Annotated in this window: 18 protein-coding genes; 9 read left to right on the top strand and 9 right to left on the bottom strand. The window is 49.1% G+C overall.

Annotated features, from left to right (window positions below):
- Positions 1-120: 120 nt before the first annotated feature.
- The 5 genes from B5X72_RS15820 to B5X72_RS15800 all read right to left on the bottom strand — a co-directional run bounded on the left by B5X72_RS15820 (position 121) and on the right by B5X72_RS15800 (position 2,693).
- Positions 121-528, bottom strand: coding sequence for a PIN domain-containing protein (locus B5X72_RS15820; RefSeq protein ID WP_079717897.1), 408 nt, complete (start codon positions 526-528; stop codon positions 121-123).
- Complete coding sequence (locus B5X72_RS15815) at positions 525-779, bottom strand: DUF6364 family protein (protein ID WP_079717896.1); 255 nt, start codon at positions 777-779, stop codon at positions 525-527. The genes B5X72_RS15820 and B5X72_RS15815 overlap by 4 nt, the downstream gene beginning before the upstream one ends.
- A 68-nt stretch (positions 780-847) precedes the next feature.
- Positions 848-1,600: an ABC transporter permease gene (locus B5X72_RS15810; RefSeq protein WP_176146237.1), complete on the bottom strand. Its 753-nt coding sequence runs from the start codon at positions 1,598-1,600 to the stop codon at positions 848-850.
- Positions 1,601-1,755: 155 nt separating this feature from the next.
- Positions 1,756-1,959: a hypothetical protein gene (locus B5X72_RS20640; protein WP_139378734.1), complete on the bottom strand. Its 204-nt coding sequence runs from the start codon at positions 1,957-1,959 to the stop codon at positions 1,756-1,758.
- A gap of 506 nt (positions 1,960-2,465) precedes the next feature.
- Positions 2,466-2,693 (bottom strand): helix-turn-helix domain-containing protein, encoded by a 228-nt coding sequence (locus B5X72_RS15800; RefSeq protein WP_079717893.1) that lies wholly within the window; start codon positions 2,691-2,693, stop codon positions 2,466-2,468.
- Positions 2,694-2,801: 108 nt separating this feature from the next.
- On the opposite strand from B5X72_RS15800, the gene B5X72_RS15795 reads away from it, so the two are divergent.
- The 4 genes from B5X72_RS15795 to B5X72_RS15780 are packed head-to-tail and all read left to right on the top strand — an operon-like array spanning position 2,802 to position 6,403.
- Positions 2,802-4,553: a HEPN domain-containing protein gene (locus B5X72_RS15795; protein ID WP_079717892.1), complete on the top strand. Its 1,752-nt coding sequence runs from the start codon at positions 2,802-2,804 to the stop codon at positions 4,551-4,553.
- Positions 4,550-5,257 (top strand): hypothetical protein, encoded by a 708-nt coding sequence (locus tag B5X72_RS15790; protein WP_079717891.1) that lies wholly within the window; start codon positions 4,550-4,552, stop codon positions 5,255-5,257. The genes B5X72_RS15795 and B5X72_RS15790 overlap by 4 nt, the downstream gene beginning before the upstream one ends.
- On the top strand, positions 5,257-6,033 hold the full coding sequence (locus tag B5X72_RS15785) for a hypothetical protein (RefSeq protein WP_079717890.1): 777 nt from the start codon (positions 5,257-5,259) through the stop codon (positions 6,031-6,033). The genes B5X72_RS15790 and B5X72_RS15785 overlap by 1 nt, the downstream gene beginning before the upstream one ends.
- Positions 6,017-6,403 (top strand): hypothetical protein, encoded by a 387-nt coding sequence (locus B5X72_RS15780; protein WP_079717889.1) that lies wholly within the window; start codon positions 6,017-6,019, stop codon positions 6,401-6,403. Before B5X72_RS15785 ends, B5X72_RS15780 begins: the two co-directional genes overlap by 17 nt.
- Positions 6,404-6,514: 111 nt before the next feature.
- Here the strand turns inward: B5X72_RS15780 and B5X72_RS15775 are convergent, their stop codons facing one another.
- Both B5X72_RS15775 and B5X72_RS15770 read right to left on the bottom strand, forming a co-directional pair.
- Complete coding sequence (locus B5X72_RS15775; RefSeq protein ID WP_079717888.1) at positions 6,515-6,814, bottom strand: type II toxin-antitoxin system RelE/ParE family toxin; 300 nt, start codon at positions 6,812-6,814, stop codon at positions 6,515-6,517.
- Positions 6,814-7,050, bottom strand: coding sequence for an addiction module protein (locus B5X72_RS15770; protein WP_079717887.1), 237 nt, complete (start codon positions 7,048-7,050; stop codon positions 6,814-6,816). Before B5X72_RS15770 ends, B5X72_RS15775 begins: the two co-directional genes overlap by 1 nt.
- Positions 7,051-7,168: 118 nt before the next feature.
- Between B5X72_RS15770 and B5X72_RS15765 the strand changes: the two genes are divergently transcribed.
- The 3 genes from B5X72_RS15765 (at position 7,169) to B5X72_RS15755 (ending at position 12,873) form a co-directional block, all read left to right on the top strand.
- Positions 7,169-10,657 (top strand): DEAD/DEAH box helicase, encoded by a 3,489-nt coding sequence (locus tag B5X72_RS15765; protein WP_079717886.1) that lies wholly within the window; start codon positions 7,169-7,171, stop codon positions 10,655-10,657.
- A gap of 160 nt (positions 10,658-10,817) precedes the next feature.
- Positions 10,818-11,930 carry an ATP-binding protein gene (locus tag B5X72_RS15760; RefSeq protein ID WP_245826957.1) on the top strand — a complete coding sequence of 371 codons (1,113 nt, stop codon included), beginning with the start codon at positions 10,818-10,820 and terminating at the stop codon, positions 11,928-11,930.
- A 712-nt stretch (positions 11,931-12,642) separates the two neighbouring features.
- Positions 12,643-12,873: a hypothetical protein gene (locus tag B5X72_RS15755; protein WP_079717884.1), complete on the top strand. Its 231-nt coding sequence runs from the start codon at positions 12,643-12,645 to the stop codon at positions 12,871-12,873.
- Between the two features lie 454 nt (positions 12,874-13,327).
- Here B5X72_RS15755 and B5X72_RS15750 read toward each other — a convergent pair whose 3' ends face one another.
- Positions 13,328-13,537, bottom strand: a complete 210-nt coding sequence (locus B5X72_RS15750) for a DUF2683 family protein (protein ID WP_079717883.1) — start codon at positions 13,535-13,537, stop codon at positions 13,328-13,330.
- A 302-nt stretch (positions 13,538-13,839) separates the two neighbouring features.
- Positions 13,840-15,600 carry an SWIM zinc finger family protein gene (locus tag B5X72_RS15745; protein ID WP_079717882.1) on the bottom strand — a complete coding sequence of 587 codons (1,761 nt, stop codon included), beginning with the start codon at positions 15,598-15,600 and terminating at the stop codon, positions 13,840-13,842.
- 123 nt (positions 15,601-15,723) lie between these two features.
- Between B5X72_RS15745 and B5X72_RS15740 the strand changes: the two genes are divergently transcribed.
- Both B5X72_RS15740 and B5X72_RS15735 read left to right on the top strand, forming a co-directional pair.
- The gene (locus B5X72_RS15740) at positions 15,724-16,227 is read left to right on the top strand and encodes a DinB family protein (protein ID WP_317043119.1); all 504 of its coding nucleotides are present in this window, start codon (positions 15,724-15,726) and stop codon (positions 16,225-16,227) included.
- A 165-nt stretch (positions 16,228-16,392) separates the two neighbouring features.
- On the top strand, positions 16,393-16,629 hold the full coding sequence (locus B5X72_RS15735) for a hypothetical protein (RefSeq protein WP_079717881.1): 237 nt from the start codon (positions 16,393-16,395) through the stop codon (positions 16,627-16,629).
- Positions 16,630-16,902 lie beyond the last annotated feature (273 nt).

The raw sequence follows: 16,902 nt of genomic DNA, 5'->3' as shown, positions 1-16,902 counted from the left end.
TTGCGCCAAAACTATAAGTTGTTTATATTCAGAAAGATGCCGGAGCGTTTGCTGTCAAAAGGTGTTCGCTTTCGAACACCTTTTGTTCGAAAGCGGGCAATGATAGCTATCGGGGGATGGTTAATGAGTTTTAAGATATTGTTCGGCAGTCATTACCGGAAGCTGCGAATACTTGTAATCTTTCAAGTTTCGGGTAATGATGATATCACAGTGATTGGCCAGCGCTATTGTGTACTGAACAGCATCTTCTACATCTGTAAATGCTGTAGTGATGGCCGTTCGGATTGCTTCAGCGGTAGTGGGCAAAACAAGTAATCTACTTTCCAGGAGATTCACTGATTTAGTAGCTGCGGGTTTGCCGGCAATTTTTCGAGTAAAGTAATATACATTGAGGAGGCTGTGGGCAGAAATACATAGGGAGTGGTCTTCCCGGTCTACCAACGACAATGTCCTGAGGGCAAAATCATGGTAGGGGTCACGCATTAATACGGCATCAAGCAATATATCCGAATCAATAAAGAGTGTCATCGGTCTGCGTATTTTTTCAATATCGCATTGCGGTACTCACCTTTATGGTCGAAATCTGGAGTTGGTTTTTTTACAGCGATTAATTCTTTCGTCCAAGGAGAAACCTCGGCATTTGTTTCTTCTCGATCAGTAAGCGTGGCGAGGTAATTCTCCACAATCTTAGATAAACTGGTATGCCGCTGATTGGCATAAGCCTTTGCCCTGCTAATGACGTCTTCCTGAATGTTCAACGTAAGTTTCGTGCTTGGCATAGTTAACCTCCGTACGTACAAAGATAATAAAAAGATACGTAACATGCAATCCATCACTTTTACGCGATTTACTCATCGCGTAAAGACTCCACCGGATTAGCTACCGCCGCGCGGATGGCCTGCCAGCTTACCGTCGCTAACGCAATCATTACAGCCGCCACACCTGCCGCGGCAAACATCCACCATTCGATGTCGATGCGGTACGCAAAATTCTCCAGCCATTTGTCCATCGCCCACCACGCAATGGGGGAGGCTACAACCACCGCCACCAACACCAGCTTCACAAAATCCTTGGACAGCAGCTTCACGATGCCCTGCACCGACGCGCCCAGCACCTTGCGGATACCAATTTCCTTTGTACGTCTGGCCGTCATCAGTGCCACTAGTCCATACAGGCCCAGGCAGGCGATCAGGATGGCTAATGCCGTGAAGCAACTAAATAGGTACATCGTAACGGTGTCTTTGCGGTATTGAGCGGCATAGGCCTCATCCAGAAACGAATAGTCAAATACCTTGTCGGGGAAAAAACGTTGCCATAGCGCTTTTATTTTCGGAAGGTGGCTGGGCGATACTTTCACGGAAATAAACCAAGGGGCGCCGGTGTGGTAAATCATCGCCAGCGGCTCCACAAGGTTGTGCATCGACTTGTAATAGAAATTTTTGACCACGCCGACTACGTTCCCCTTACGGTCAAACCCTTCAATAGGCTGGCCAATCGCACCGGCGTTTGACCAGCCCATGGTATGTACAAATGCTTCATTCACCAGAAAGGCCGCCTTTTTGTCGGTCGGGAGGCTGTCTGATAAATTTCTGCCTTCCAACAACTCAGCCTCAATAAGCAAGCAGCTACCCCTGTGGACAGTCCTGCAATATGGATAAGCGAATACAGCTTGTGTTTATACAAGTTTCGCCAAGCGATTTTGAGGTAGTTCCTGATCATTCATACAAAACTACCCGGTAAATGGATGCCTAGATGTTAAAAAATGTGAAGCAGCATGTCTTGGCTTGCCGGAGTCGCTTTCGCGATGAGGTAAAGCTCGGTAGCCACGGTTTCGAGCTTGGCGATTTTGGTGAGTGACAACCCTTTGCTGATATCTTTCTCCACCCCCTTTTGCCTACTACCCCAATTGCGCGGCCCCGCCCGGGGAGGGCGAGGGCCTGCGCAAGGGTCTGCACACATCGTAAGTTTTTCCGGAGATGGCTTCGAAGCTCAGACCGGACTTGTACTGCACTCCTACTGGACTTGAACTGGACTCGTACTGGCCGCGCCAGTACGAGTCCAGTAGGAGCTGGCTTTGAGTTGGCATCGAGCTGATTAGCCCGCTAAACTGTATCAAATACGGGGAAATGGAAACCTACGTTTTCCTTGCTGAAAAAGTTTCCATTTGTCATCATCTACTGGCTCGACGACAACCTGAACACGGTTTTTGTCGTTTCCATTTTCATACAAGCAGGGAGCCTTTTGTTTAAGTTTCACCACCTGCCGCGCCGATATCATCCAAATCGGCAATGGCATTATCCGTCCAAAATCATTTAACCTGATACGCTACCAAAGAAGAAAAAGCAATTAGCTTTTAGCTGTAAAAAGTTGATATTTGACGGGTACCAAGAACCATCAATGAGGTACAGCACCTGCACCAGCTCGGGTAGCTTTGCCGCTAAGAACGATAAATATGTACGAAGATTTTAGTGCGATGCATCGTGTTGTAAGGTCAAATGCCCGTACAAAAGATTAAGCAGGTCACACGGCTCCATGTCTATCGCTTTCGCGATGAGGTAAAGCTCATCCGCGCGTAGTTTGGCCGACGGGTTAAGCGTGAGTTCATTGATCCGGGCTTTGCTCAATCCCGTCCGTCTGGCCACCATCGACTTATTGACCGACCGTTTGGCCAAAATTTCACCCAGTTTGGTCATATATGCTGTTCATTTGTTTAGGTAAAATTACTATATGTAAAGAAATTATGCATAAGTTTTTGATAATTTAAATATTATGTATACGTTTGTATAGAAAATCTATACAATATGAATACTGATATTCAACTTTTGGTCGACCGATTGGTCCAGCGTATGGATCTCGATCGCATTTTTCTGTTTTCATATCCTTTCCTTGAAAAGGAGAAGCAGCAGCTCCTGCTGGTGGTCAATCCAGTTAAAGGGCTTTCCCCCAAAGCTATGGCACCCATTGTCTCCCTCTGCATGTCAGATACCGCCGAAATCCCGTTTGACATGGTGCTTACCGGTGAATGGCAGAACCAGTTGAAGCAGGGGAGTCTGTACTACACGTATGCGTCACTGCCACCGCACCAGCTACATGCCGCATCAACGAAAAAAAATCCGCTGTTTTCCCGGAAAACCGTTACCGGCTTATTGGAACTCTCGCAGCTCAACTACAAGAAAAGCCGGAAACAGTCAGACGAGTTCCGGGAGGCGGCCGATAACTTCCTTGCCAAAGACGACTACAGCCAAGCCACGTTCATGCTACACCAATTCATGGAGCTCCGCCTCAAAGGCTTCCAGGCTGCTTTGGGCATGAACGGCGGTAAATCCCATAACGTTCAGCAGCTGATGAAATCCGTGCGGAATGTGGCGCCGCAGCTGTTGGAAATTTTTCCCTGTGACGGACCGTCAGCTGAACTTTTCCGCATGCTGGATCAAGCATATACCCAAGCCAAGAAGCAGGAGACGATTGCTATCAGCCTGGACGATTTTAACCTTCTCCTGGAGCAATGCGAGCGTGCGCGGACGGTGATGGACGGCATGGTTGCCGCTATGGTTGAACGGATCACGGCGTATCGCGGGCAGCTGGAGGCCGCGGCGGCGCAGCAGGCGGCTGACGGAGCACGGCAGGCTCCCAATGCTGCCACACTTCCGCCAATGGCTTCTACCCAGCTTATCTGCGAGGATTTTTCCGGCTTTCCATGGCCGGAGCAATACAAAAAGGATGTCAACGCGTTGCTGGATCGTATCCATCAAACGCACCGGCCTGAGCAGGTGATGATGCTGAATTATCACACAGGCGGTTTTTCGGGAGTGAGCCCGTTCCAACAAGAACAGGTGGAAGAACGGGAAGGTTCGAAAACTGAACTTTACCTGGTCGTACTGATGAAAAACAAAGGGCCGTTCCACTTCCGTTGCATGGAGGTAGGGGAAGCCAGCGCCATGGTGGTGTACCTCAACGTGAAAACCGTGCAGAGGAACCTGGCGGAAGGCCACCGCTTTTTCCATACGATGTGGACCAAGGGGCGCACCTTGCGCAGGAAGGCAACCTTTGAACCATCATTCGAGGTGGCTTCCGTGGACTGGAAAGCCGAATATGAACGGGCAGAGCAGACGTGGCGGAATGCTAAAGCCTGCATGGGTAATCTGAATGAGCTGATCCAAAACGCCGGATCGTTGAAGCTCGACACCTGCATGTTGCTGCTGGGTAACCTATTGGAAATCGGTGTCAATACCTATTTGCGGTGTGCCGTGGGCTTTGTGCCTTTTGACGTGCATCTGGCGGAGTTGATTGATTGGAGTGGCGTAGCGGGCCGCCAACTCTTAGACGTTTTATATCCGACGAGTGAAATTGAAAAAACGAGAATGAGGTTGATGCTGAGTCCGCATGCCGTATGGTGGCAGAATATGGAGATCGGTCTGTCGGGTCAATCTCAAGCGTTTTACCGAACTCGGGCGAAGGAAATGGTTCACTTTTTCGAAACGCTTTGCGAGGGGGCGGTGAAGGAACTGGAGGGGAAGGCGGGCACGGCTATTAAAGAGGGGACTGAGGCATGAGTGTGTTGTTTGAAGACAGCAACGTGGAGAAATACACAGCCGAATGCTCCCTTACGTATTCCAGTTTTATCTACTGCATGATGCTGAACCGGCTCAGCCGTGGGTATTCTGCATTGGAATTATCTTTCCTTTTAGGGCAGGACGATGATTTTATCCGAAATATGGAACGGTTTGAAGTGATGGATTTCAGCATTGAACTGTATGGGCAGCTATGCAGGGTTTTTTGCCATACGAATTTTCTACAGCACCAACACCACGGGGAGCCGTCGCTCCGCCATGAAATGCATAGCTGGAAAGCGGGTGACACGATCTTTTACCGCATGGAGTGTTACAAGAGCGATTATGAAAGCATTGTATTGTTCCAGTTATGCGAAGAGGATCCGGCAGTGAGCAAGTACCGTTACGAAAATTCGGTCAAGGACCGCCAGCAAGCAGCTCAGGACGGGATAACCGAAATGTTTGTTCATCAGTGTTTCGACAAGCCCATCGAGCCGCATAGACTCTATCGGCAGCTGGAATCTTTAATTGGAGTTGGGGTCGACCCCGTCCATTTCAAGACCGAACTCGACAAACTGGTCGGCCGTAAGGGAAAAGCACCGCTCAAACGCACCAAGCGCAGAAGTTTCGGCTACCGGTATGTGTTGCATCCCGGTGTAAATCTGGCGGCGGCTTTGGATTTCATTACGGATAAATTCAACAAATAATGAACATGAACATCGAGACGGCACACCTGGACGTTCCGCGGGACTTTGAAGTGGCCTGTGGGCTGTTCGGAATACCTGTACCCGGATTCTTACAATTGATTGTCGATCACTGCTGTTTCATCCACGCACATATGGGTGATACGTCCGAATTTGACATGGCAACGAAGGCATTTCTGGAGGCAGATCGCCAATTGGGCGAAAAGGAAATTAAGCCGGCAACGCACCTGTCCGAAAGTCAGCGTGAACGATTCATCCGGTTGTTAAGGCAAATGGTGGGAACAGCCACAAACCGCAATTACAGTAAATCCACGCGCAGGAAAAAAGGCAAAGTGCTTGCCGAGAAGCTGTTTGACACTTTTTCTGCCGGCTTGGAAATAAAGGACGTGGTTTATTATGACGAGGAAACCAAAATACAGCTGAGCAAGGATTTTTTGCTGATGACGCTGCTTCACCAACGCACACCCATTGAGTTGCTCAATGCCATAATGAAGCGAATCTCTTATGCAGAACTTGGCGCACGGGTTCACTTGAAACAGGAGGATTACAACCCGGCGATGGTGTTTTTTACCCGGGTGATGGAGGGCTACGGCGGTATACGTGATGAAACATATCTGGAATCGGAAGCATTCAAAATATTCCTGATGGACCTGCAGGAGTTCCGGGCTCGGTACTTTTTCTACCGTAATCTTGAGGACCGGATTTACATGTACCGCGAACGGCTTGAAGAAAATTATCAGCGTATTAAAAACCCCTATTTAAATGAAGATTATGACTAATCTGGAGAAAATCACCATCACGCACGAATTTCAACAGGTGTGCGACATCTTTAAGTTAAGTCCCGAACAAGTCGTTCAGGATTTCATTGACAACGTGTCAATAGCGGATTACCTGTGCGATCCCTACTCACTTAACCGGTGGGCCAACACGTTTGTATTTGAATACGTCATCGCGCAGGTGGAGTCGGAAGAAATTATGGTTAAATACGGCAAGTTTGCTGAGAAGCTTGTTAACGCGGCATTAGCTAATCCAAAAGATGCGAAAGACCTTGCACAAAAGATGGTGGACGAATGGCACCAAGCCGTTTTGGAAGACCGGATTAAGGAGGTGATGGAGGAAAAGGACCAATCAAACGATAAGCAGCACTAAAATCGAAACGACTATGCCCTTTGCTAACCACACCCCGTACGACTATTGTCATCGAGGCAGCACATTTGATTCATATCCGGTCGGCAAGCGAAATGAAAGTGGGAATTTAAATCATCTTCGATATTTTTTGCCAGATCTGCGGCTAGTATGAAATATCGAAGCAATAAAAATTTCTTTCTTCTCAGGATAGATTTTATAGACAATTAGAAATGGAAAAACACTCACAAGCGCCTCTCGATAGTTCTTTTTCTTCGTTGGGTAATGAAGCGGGTTATTTGCTATGGACCGGATTTTACTTTCTACAGCCTGTTCAAACCGCTCACCCAAACCGGGAGAGCGTTCTTCATACCAAAGAAATGAAGTCAAGTATTCTTTTTCGGCTTCAGGATGTAAAACTACGGTATAAGGCATTAGGTTTTTAATATGCGGGCTTTCGCTTTTACTTCTTCCCAAGTGGACGTATTGATTTTCCCACTTTCATATTCAGCAAGCCTACGGTCGAGTTCGGATATAAACGCAGGGTCATCCCAAGGGTTGCCTTTTGCAGTGATCTCTTCTTCCACCATGGTATAAATGGCTTTTACCTTTTTGTCATCCGCAAAGCGGATATAATCATATAATTTTTCACGTATGGTCGTACTACGCATAACAATATAGTCTACTCAACATCACGAAAATACAAAATTTTATGGAAACAAGGAAGGAATAGAAAGAATACAAGACGACATCATCAAACCATCAACCCATTTACAAAACCACCATACAATGAATTCAGCTACACCACAGCCTAACGACGACCTTCTCGTCGACGAGCCAGCAGAAAACAAAGAAGAAACCAAAAAGCGCCGTGCGTCAGAACCGTTCCAGATCCCCTGGGAGGAGGGGGAGCCTTTTGCACTCAGCGAAACCTATGTGCGCTCCTTTTACACCGGTACGGCCAATCTAAACAGCCATCCCTTCTGGGGATCCAATAAAGCACTGATAGGCAACAACCTCATCATGGAATTGCACGGAGAAAACATGCACGGGAAAGAGCTTTCGGTGAAAATTCTCCCCGGAGGCCTCGAAATAACCTGCTCCTGCAACAGGCCCGTTGATCAATTGTGCAAGCATGCGTGCTCAGCGCTGATGTACAAGGTGAAGTCGAATAAGAAATACTTCGAGCAGTTTTATTTGCCCGACGTCGTCGCCTTGCCGCCTGAACAGCAGCGACTGTTCAACTTTAATCTGGGAAGCTATTATCATAATAACGGTAAAGCGCCGTTTAAAACCCATCCGGAGTACGGTCGCATCTACCGTTACGTAAATAACCATGATTACACGAAGGAATCATTCAGCGACCCCGTCCAACTGATGGAACCGCTCGTTCCGAAAGTAAGAGAGGCCAAGCTGGTGTTCGGTATACCCACGGGTTCTTATTATTTCCGGGATCCGGTATTGATTCCATACCTGACCAAAACCGGAACGAAAACCGCTAAAGCCAATCCGTATGCGTCTTTTGAGCGCAGTTATCTCCTAACAGGTGAGGGTGAGCCGGAGAGTCTCACGATCCATGAACAGGCCGTGGAAGCCGCCTGCCGAAGGATGCAGGTATTGGTTGAATCACCGGCTCCGTCGGACGACGATAAACTGCAAAGACGGCAACAATTGTTTGATTACTGGGCGGAGTTTATCCCAACGCTGCATGAAAGCATCCAGCTCCTTTTCTTCGACGGCTACCAGTCCTCCCGCGAGTCAACCAAACCGTCTTCCGGTTCGCGGCATTTTAAAAAATTAGGCGCAGCAACGATACAATTGATGTTTGAGCTCAAAGAACACCTTTCATCGTTCCAACTAACGCTGAAATTGATGGTCAACGGCAAACACGTTCCCGACCCGAAATTCCATGGGCAATCCTTTTCCTGCTTTATCGCAGCGGAAGATGACGGGACGGTACACTTCGTAGCCGATGCGCAGGATGAAGCGATTATCCACAAATTCAGGACATGCGGTTATACCATCACCGCCTTGTCGCAGGATTTCCCGAAGTTTTTCGAGCAGATTGTCCTGCCGATCAGTATGCGCCATCCGATTGACCTGCAGACCCTGCCACAGGACAGTGTTTTTTCGCAACGCGAATTGGAGAACGGCAACCATCGACTGAAAATCGAGGAACGCGACGGCCGGCTATTTTTCTATCCAACGACATACTATCCCGTTGGGTTTACCGTGAACCCCGTGCACGACGCAAATCTGGTGATGCGCCAACGGGCGGACAACCTTTATGTGCTTCTGCGGGATAAAGACCGGGAGCGTGAATTCAGGACAATGCTACAGGGGCTTCATCCGTTATTTCGTGAGCAACGGCAGAAGGACTACCTTTCGCTGCCGGTGGCAGTCATCGAGAAATCAACCTGGTTGCCGGATAGCGTGACCACCTTGCGTAACGCCGGAGTTATGCTCGATCTTACCGGCGTCGAAGAAGGGAGTAACTATTTCCCCCGCATGTTAGACTGGCAATTAGCCATTACGGATGAGCGAAAGGCGTACTACCAGGCGAATGTCAGGGCTAAAATGGGGTCGACCCCGATTTCGCTGGAGGAGCTGGGTGAAATGGTGCGGCGGTCGAAAAATTGGTTCAAGCTGCAAGATGGCAGCCTTGGGTTTGTCAGCAATGCGGATAAAAAGCGGCTTTTGCCCCTGCTGGCATTCGGAAAAACCAACGGACAGCAGCTTCGTATTCCCACCAGCCATTTCAATACACTGGCTAATTATACCAGCCATATCGCCGATGCGTCCATCAAAGCGGCGATTCAAACCAAACGGCAGAAATTGATGGACCTGGACTCCATGCAGCCCATAAAAAAGCCCGATCCGATGCAGGCAACGCTCCGCCGTTACCAAGAAGCCGGACTGAGCTGGCTGGCTTTTCTGCGGGAATTTGGGTGGGGCGGTATCCTGGCTGATGATATGGGACTGGGTAAAACGCTGCAGGTCATCAGCATATTGGAACACCACTATCAGCAACAGCCCGATGCGCCAGCCAGTCTCGTGATCGTCCCCAATACCTTATTGTTCAATTGGCAGGCCGAACTGGGTAGATTTGCTCCGCACCGCAAATTATATATCCACCATGGTGCCGAACGCCACCAAACCCTGCAGTGTACGGAAGGGCTGGTAGTGCTGACGACCTATGGCACACTGACGGCCGATGTCGAGTTGTTCGCCGCTTTGGAGTTTAGCTACCTCGTGCTCGACGAATCCCAGGCTGTGAAAAACCGGAACTCAAAGCGTTTCGAGGCAGCCGGACAACTGAACGCATACTACCGGATAGCCATGACCGGTACGCCAATAGAAAATGGTATCGGCGATCTGTATGCGCAACTGTCGTTCGTTAATCCCGGGTTCTTCGGCACCTTCGCAGATTTCAAAAGGACCTATCCGGGTATCGCAGATGGAACGGCAACAGCAGAAACCAAAACGGAATTGCAACGGGTGATCAGCCCCTTTATCCTCCGCCGTACCAAAAAACAGGTGGCCACCGAATTGCCGGATAAATCCGAGATGCTCCTGTACTGCGACATGCTGCCGGAACAGCGCCGGCTTTACGATGAATACCGGAAGCTTTTCAAGAGTAAGCTTACCGACAGCCTGCAAGGGAGCAATACCGGGCGGTCAAAATTTCTGGCCATAGAAGGGTTGATGAAATTGCGGCAGATCTGCAACTCACCGGCGTTGCTGAAAGATGGCGGCCATCCGAACGCATCCGCAAAGCTGGATGAACTGATGGACCAGATCGGCGAACTGCAAGGCCAGCACAAAATACTGGTTTTCTCGGCGTTCACCGCAATGCTGGCTTTGTTGAAAGACCGGTTAGTGTCTGCGGACATCGGATTCGCTTACCTCGATGGAAAAACTACAGGGGATGAACGCCAAAAACAGGTGGCGGAATTCCAGGAGAACGAGCAATGCCGACTATTCCTGCTGAGCCTTAAGGCCGGAGGGGCAGGCCTGAACCTCACCGCCGCGGATTATGTGTATATCCTCGATCCGTGGTGGAATCCGGCTGCGGAAGCGCAGGCCATCGACCGGTGTTACCGCATTGGGCAGGATAAGCATGTGATGGCGTATCGGATGATCTGCAAAGACAGCATCGAGGAAAAAATCCTCGATATGCAGGCCGGCAAGCGGGAGTTGGCCGGTTCGCTGATTCAAACGGACGGCAATGTGCTGAAAGCGCTGAACAAGGAAGATTTACTGAAATTATTTGATTGATAAATGGATTGTTTTTTAATCAGCGGATGTTGTAATTACTCAATGTATTGAGTAATTTTACTCATTATATTGAGGTAATTCCAAAGATATGTTTGAAAGGCCTTATTTACAGGTGCTTAAATCAAGGATAAATGAGCCGCGCAGGTTTATTCAAGTGATTATGGGGCCGCGTCAGGTAGGAAAAACGACACTGGTCAGTCAATTGACGACAGGATACACGTACCCCTTTCATTTTGTTACGGCCGATGCGGTGCCGGCTGCAGGCATCACTTGGCTGGAGCAACAATGGGAGGCTGCGAGGTTAATGATGCTTCAACAGGAAGCTGACGAGTTTTTATTAGTCATTGATGAGATTCAGAAGGTGCCAAACTGGAGCGAGACGGTCAAACTACTATGGGATACGGATACCCGTGAGCAACGGAATATCAAGGTAATCCTGTTGGGGTCTTCTCGGCTCTTATTACAACAAGGCCTGACAGAATCGTTGGCGGGTAGGTTTGAAACGTCTTACCTTGGCCATTGGTCTTTTGGGGAGATGCAGGATGCATTTGGTTGGGATGCATCGACCTATGTCTGGTTCGGGGGGTATCCGGGTGCTGCTGTGCTGACCGGTGATGAGGATCGTTGGAAACGGTATGTGCACGATTCGCTGATTGAGACAAGCATTTCACGGGACATTCTGATGTTGACCCGCGTGGATAAGCCCGCCTTAATGAAACGGCTGTTTGAACTTGGATGTCTGTATTCCGGAAAAATTATGGCCTATTCCAAGATGTTGGGGCAGCTCGTCGATGCCGGTAACACGACTACTTTGGCGCACTACTTGGACTTGCTGAATACGGCTGGTTTGCTCGGCGGCCTGGAGAAGTTTGATCCAAAACTGATCCGTAAGCGGTCGTCCAGCCCCAAATTCCAGGTACACAATACGGCCCTAATCAGTGCGCAGCGGGACGAACAGTTTGGCGAAGTCCGCCAGCTTCCGGATAAATGGGGACATATGGTCGAATCGGCCGTGGGTACCCATTTGATCAATAGCGCCTATTCAGGAGGTTATAACGTACATTATTGGCGGGAGGGTGGTCACGAAGTTGACTTTGTGTTGGAACGTCGTGGGAAAGTGATTGGAATCGAAGTTAAAAGCGGTAAAACGCAAACAGGGACGAGTATGCCTGCATTCCGGAAAGCCGTCAATCCGGATAAAGTCTTGCTGGTGGGTGCTTCTGGTATTCCATGGGAAGCGTTTTTGGCGATAAATCCAGCTGAGTTATTTTGAAGGCCGGCGGCCGAACACTGTTTCCTTTCAGCACATCTACGGGGTGGTAGCCAGCCAGTGCGAACGCTGGGTAAAGCGATGTAAAAAAGTCGGTAGCGATAAGTGTTCCAGCTAAATATGGATGAGCGAATGTAGCTTGTGCTTGTATAAGTTTCGCCAAGCGATTATGAGGTAGTTCCTGATCATACATACAAATCTACCCGGTAAATCGATGCGTAGATGTTAAAAAGTGTGAAGCTGCACGTCTTGGCTTGGCTTCGGAGCTCAGACTGGACTTGTACGGCACTCCTACTGGACTTGAACTGGACTCGTACTGGCCGCGCCAGTACGAGTCCAGTTCAAGTCCAGTAGGAGCTCGCTCGGAGTTAGCATCAAGCTCCGTAGCCGTCTCCGAGCGGGGCCAACATGGCTCCACCCCATTCCAGCCCTCTCCGCATATGCCTTTGTCCCGCTATATAGCCGCCATACCTTCGCTAAAACGCCGCTTTTGGGTACTTTTACCGGGATATATGCGGGGAATATGCGGATAGGAAACGAATGAAGGGTAAGGGAAGGTAAGGGGAACTGGGGTTCACGGCAAGGAGGAAGAGAAAGTTTTGGAGGATGTGTTGGTGGATTTGGCAAAGAAAGAAAAAATGAGACACAATGACTGCATTTTTGCAACCTAACAATTTTGTATTATCTTTGTTTAGATTGGTAATTCGATGGGTGTATGACAACGATCACAGCAACGGTATCAAAAGAAAAAGATGTGAAGGTGCTTAAAGAGATTTTGGAGCGCTTTGGGATAGATTATACCATTGAGGAATCTGCAGAGGACTACATTTTTTCGGATGCCCAAATAGCGGATTTCGAGCGCACTCAACAAGACTTCCTATCAGGCAAAACCACCGCCCGTGACTGGGAAGACATTAAAAAAGACCTAAACCGTGTATACCCTTAAACTGTTAAAAAGAGCAGAAAACGAACTTTACGAAACGTGTGAGTGGTATGAAGAAAAGCGAAAAGGATTAGCCCGCCGTTTTTTGAGAGAGGGTTATGCTCGATTCAATACGATTCTAAAAAACCTAAACTTATCAAATACGGGGAAATGGAAACCTACGTTTTTCTCCGCTGAAAAAGTTCCCATTTGTCATCATCTACTGGTTCGACGACAACGTGAACACGGTTTTTGTCGTTTCCATTTTTCATGCAAGCAGGGAGCCTTTTGTTTAAATTTAAACACTTACCACGCCGATATACGTGGATGTGAATGAACAGAACGCCCTGGCCATTCAGGGTGGTGTATCAATTAATTGTGATGATAGTGAATCGTACGTATCCTCCGCCTCGGGAGTAAATCGGAGTGTGTATTGCATTAGGTTGGTTTAGTATTGGTTCAAGCTAGCTTGTTGACCTTATCGTTTCAAAAAATGTTTCTTTTTGAACGCCTCCAGTCCAATGGTTCTGCCTTGGGCAGCTTGCTCCATTCCTCTATCGATGCTGGCCATAACATGATCCGGCAATGTACTGAACTGCGGTTCGAAAGGAACCTTCAACGCCTTCAAAACTGATTTAACGGTCTTGAGTTGTTCGGCATTTTCCGGATGAATCATAATTGCCTCCATATTCCATTGCTTTAGCACGAAGCTACTAAAAATTAAATGACTCACCGTCTAATTGATGTGACTTTTTCGGTGCAAATCCGCTCCACAATTTCTTTCATCCGCGTCACCTTTTCAATAAGTTCCTGCAATTAATTTACCAACAGCTTGTAGTCAATTCTGTCGTTATCGGGATAGATGAGCAAGCCATCAACCCCAAGAATCGGTAAACATCATGATCTGCCCATGCCGTGATGCATGATACCGGTGGTACATCGTCGCCATCGACTATTCGTTGCGCATGGGTTGTCTGTGGCGGTCCCTCATCAACCGATGGCGGATAGCAGTTTCACCAGTTCATCCTGCAAGGCCCTGCGGAAACTGTAACGTCGGTACAGCACCTGCACCAGCTCGGCTATGCGGGGCTTCCCTGCGGGGATGTCTTCAGCTACTTTCAACATGAGACCCACTAACTGCTGATATTGACGGCGGTTACCGGCCTGGTCGGCAAACTCCTCCAATTGGTGGATGTAGAGTTCCAAGAGCTCGTCCGGATACCACGGCAGCAAAGCTTCATGGTATTCGGTGGTGGTATCCAGGCGGTTTTCCTGCTGCACGGCAAGCAGGAGGCGGTCCCAGTATTCCTCCTCAATAAAAATACGGCCCAGCGGGATGAGCAGCAGCGGGGCTTCCGTGCGGTAATGCGCGGGCATGGCCATCCACTGTTCGGTAGCCTTCCGGGTCACCGCTTCGATATGTTCGTTGATAACCGCCGTCCACTCATCGGGCGGGTAGGTTGCCTTCCATGCGTGGTAGTGCTCGGGCGATAGCCCGCGGCCGTCCAGCGCGAGTTTCTTGGCCTGCTGGCGGATGGCGGGCAGATCGTTTTCCAATTGGGCTACCCGGAGCAGCTGCTTTTCCCAGATAGACGTCACACCGGGATGCCGTGCAGCCTCAGCCAACGCGATGCCTTCGGCTATCAATGCCTTGGCTTGCTTGAAGTCGTTTGTCGCCAGTACCCGTTCGAGCTTTCTCACCCGCACGGCAGGTAAGTTCAGGTGTTCATTGAGCAGCCGCTCAGCCTCACTCGCTTGGCCAATTTCCGTCAGGTAATCTATTTTTGCCGTTAGTAGGAAAGACCGCAAGTAATCCGTTATGTAACCCGCAGCCAGCGGCAATTGTTCGTCCACATGCCCCAGGAAAGCGTCATGCTCACCAAACAGTAAGGCCAGTTGTTTGAATACCTCGAATGCCCGGGGATAGAAATCGCCGTACTCGTGGTAAATGGGGTTGCGCAGTTCCTGATTCACCAGGCGGAAAAGCTCCTGTTTGAGGTCGATGGGCGCCAAGGGCGATGCCGAAAGGCTTTCCAGTAAGTCGAGCAACAGGTGAATAGCCGTGCCGAGGTAACCGCTGGAATCATCGCTTTTCTTGATGGCACCCATTGCCGCTGGCAGGGTCCCTGATACCAAAGCGTACGCATCGCGCATATTCCCTCTTTCCAGCAACTGCTTCCCGTCCGAGGCGAGCTTGCCCAGTTCCTTGGCCAGTCTGCCGGATGCCCGGTAGTCGATGAACCCCCGGCGGGTGTATTTTTGGACGATTTTTTTCGCTGCGTCCGCGTAGTGCTGGCCTGCATCCACGCTGCCTTCGCGGCCTGCGAAATACAGTTCAAAATCCGCTTTGAACCCCTTGTGGCGGGCGGCATAGTCCAGCACAAACTGGCGGAACTCTTCCAGGCTGACATCCTGCACCAGCTTTTTGAGGTTCCGGCGCTTCTTGGGGGCTGTGGTTTTTTGGGTGCGTTCCCCGGCGGCGATACCTTTTTGCCTGCGGAGCTCAAGCCATACCGCAACCTTATGCCTGCACAATTTGTTTCCGTCGGCGCATTGGCATTCATGGACGGCGACGGCATCGCCCCGCAAAATAATATCCACCTGATAAACATCCTGGTCGCGGACCAAAGCCATCCAAGCATCCTGTTCGTATTCGACCAGTTCATCGAAATCATCCCGTTGAGCGATCAGCCTTCCGGCTTTTAACGCAGCTTTGGTTACCTTATCCTCAAAATTTGCTAACGTCAGCATGGTTTTCCTTCTTGGGGAGGCAAGATACTGAAATAATCCGAACTGGTTTAAATTTGCTGTTTCGCGCTGCCATAGGGCTGTCAGTGGAGGTGGGTAGATTTGCCTCAATAACAACAAACATGTATGAAGATGGATATCATTAAAGAACTATTGACCGAACTGGAAACCGAAGGAGCGATAACCCGCAAGATGCTGGCACTCGTGCCGGAAGATCGATTCGATTGGGCTCCGCACTCCAAAAGCATGACGCTGAAACAATTGGCTACGCATTTGGCCGAAATTCCTTCATGGTATGCGCTGGCCGTGGATCAGGACGAGCTGGATTTCAATGAGGGAGCCTATCAGCCTACCTCCATTGCCAATACCACCGAATTATTGGCTTTGTTCGAAAAATCCTATCAAGCCGGAAAGGCCGCGCTGCAACGCTTGCCGGAAGCTGCGCTTGACAAACCTTGGGTGATGCGTGGCGGGGACGCCGTGTATCTGGATACCACGAAATACGGGATGGTTCGCCACGCCTTTGCCCAAACCATTCACCACCGGGCGCAACTGGGCGTTTTTTTGCGCCTCCTAGATATCCCCATACCGGGAAGCTATGGGCCCAGTGCAGATGAGATGGAACAATAGCCATTTTACGGTTTGACAATTTTGTACTATATTTCCTCTATAAAAGCTGTCTCTCAATGGCAGAGGAGAGACCGATAAATTCCTTTTATATGCAATGCGATTAAATTGCATATAAGAAGGAATTTATCTAAGTTTGTGTTGGATAGGTAATAAACGTTTTTCGTTATGAGTACGCTGGAATTAAAGGATATGTTGATTCATCGGATTGCTGAGATCGACGACGTACAGTTTCTTGAAGCCATTAAAACTATTTTGGATGCGAAAACGGAAACCCAAGCAATCAACCTTATCCAAGCGCAGGTGCAGGAAATCCAAGCTTCCCGCGAGGATATCGCGGGAGGCCGGTTTGTTGACCAGGATGACTTGGATACCGAATACGATGCATGGCGAAAAAGAAGATAATATGGTCGCATAAGGCGCGGAGGAAACTCTTCGAAATCATGGAGTTTTATGCCGAACGGAGCCAAAGTACAGCCTACTCGACAAAACTCTATAAGCTTTTCACTAAAAACACCCGTTTACTGCTCAAACATCCACAACTGGGAATCAAGACTTCTATTGAAGGTGTTAGGGAATGATTGTTTCTGACTACATTCTCTTTTATGAATTCATCGACGATGCAGTTGTCATCCATACATTGTGGCCTTGCAAGCAAAATCCGGAAGATCTGGTGAT

It is taken from the genome of Parapedobacter luteus (assembly GCF_900168055.1).
Taxonomy (GTDB): Bacteria; Bacteroidota; Bacteroidia; order Sphingobacteriales; family Sphingobacteriaceae; genus Parapedobacter; species Parapedobacter luteus.
Note: the sequence above shows the minus strand (reverse complement) of the source record. Positions and strands in the feature narration are given on the sequence as shown.

Bases quoted from the DNA above. Each gene is read 5' to 3' on its own strand.
- B5X72_RS15785 (WP_079717890.1), top strand. From the start codon at position 5,257: ATGAACATGAACATCGAGACGGCACACCTGGACGTTCCGCGGGACTTT.
- B5X72_RS15775 (WP_079717888.1), bottom strand. From the start codon at position 6,814: ATGCCTTATACCGTAGTTTTACATCCTGAAGCCGAAAAAGAATACTTG.
- B5X72_RS15745 (WP_079717882.1), bottom strand. From the start codon at position 15,600: ATGCTGACGTTAGCAAATTTTGAGGATAAGGTAACCAAAGCTGCGTTA.
- B5X72_RS15740 (WP_317043119.1), top strand. From the start codon at position 15,724: ATGAAGATGGATATCATTAAAGAACTATTGACCGAACTGGAAACCGAA.
- B5X72_RS15750 (WP_079717883.1), bottom strand. From the start codon at position 13,537: ATGGAGGCAATTATGATTCATCCGGAAAATGCCGAACAACTCAAGACC.
- B5X72_RS15820 (WP_079717897.1), bottom strand. From the start codon at position 528: ATGACACTCTTTATTGATTCGGATATATTGCTTGATGCCGTATTAATG.
- B5X72_RS15735 (WP_079717881.1), top strand. From the start codon at position 16,393: ATGAGTACGCTGGAATTAAAGGATATGTTGATTCATCGGATTGCTGAG.
- B5X72_RS20640 (WP_139378734.1), bottom strand. From the start codon at position 1,959: ATGTGTGCAGACCCTTGCGCAGGCCCTCGCCCTCCCCGGGCGGGGCCG.
- B5X72_RS15770 (WP_079717887.1), bottom strand. From the start codon at position 7,050: ATGCGTAGTACGACCATACGTGAAAAATTATATGATTATATCCGCTTT.
- B5X72_RS15795 (WP_079717892.1), top strand. From the start codon at position 2,802: ATGAATACTGATATTCAACTTTTGGTCGACCGATTGGTCCAGCGTATG.
- B5X72_RS15815 (WP_079717896.1), bottom strand. From the start codon at position 779: ATGCCAAGCACGAAACTTACGTTGAACATTCAGGAAGACGTCATTAGC.
- B5X72_RS15760 (WP_245826957.1), top strand. From the start codon at position 10,818: ATGGGGCCGCGTCAGGTAGGAAAAACGACACTGGTCAGTCAATTGACG.
- B5X72_RS15765 (WP_079717886.1), top strand. From the start codon at position 7,169: ATGAATTCAGCTACACCACAGCCTAACGACGACCTTCTCGTCGACGAG.
- B5X72_RS15800 (WP_079717893.1), bottom strand. From the start codon at position 2,693: ATGACCAAACTGGGTGAAATTTTGGCCAAACGGTCGGTCAATAAGTCG.
- B5X72_RS15780 (WP_079717889.1), top strand. From the start codon at position 6,017: ATGAAGATTATGACTAATCTGGAGAAAATCACCATCACGCACGAATTT.
- B5X72_RS15755 (WP_079717884.1), top strand. From the start codon at position 12,643: ATGACAACGATCACAGCAACGGTATCAAAAGAAAAAGATGTGAAGGTG.
- B5X72_RS15790 (WP_079717891.1), top strand. From the start codon at position 4,550: ATGAGTGTGTTGTTTGAAGACAGCAACGTGGAGAAATACACAGCCGAA.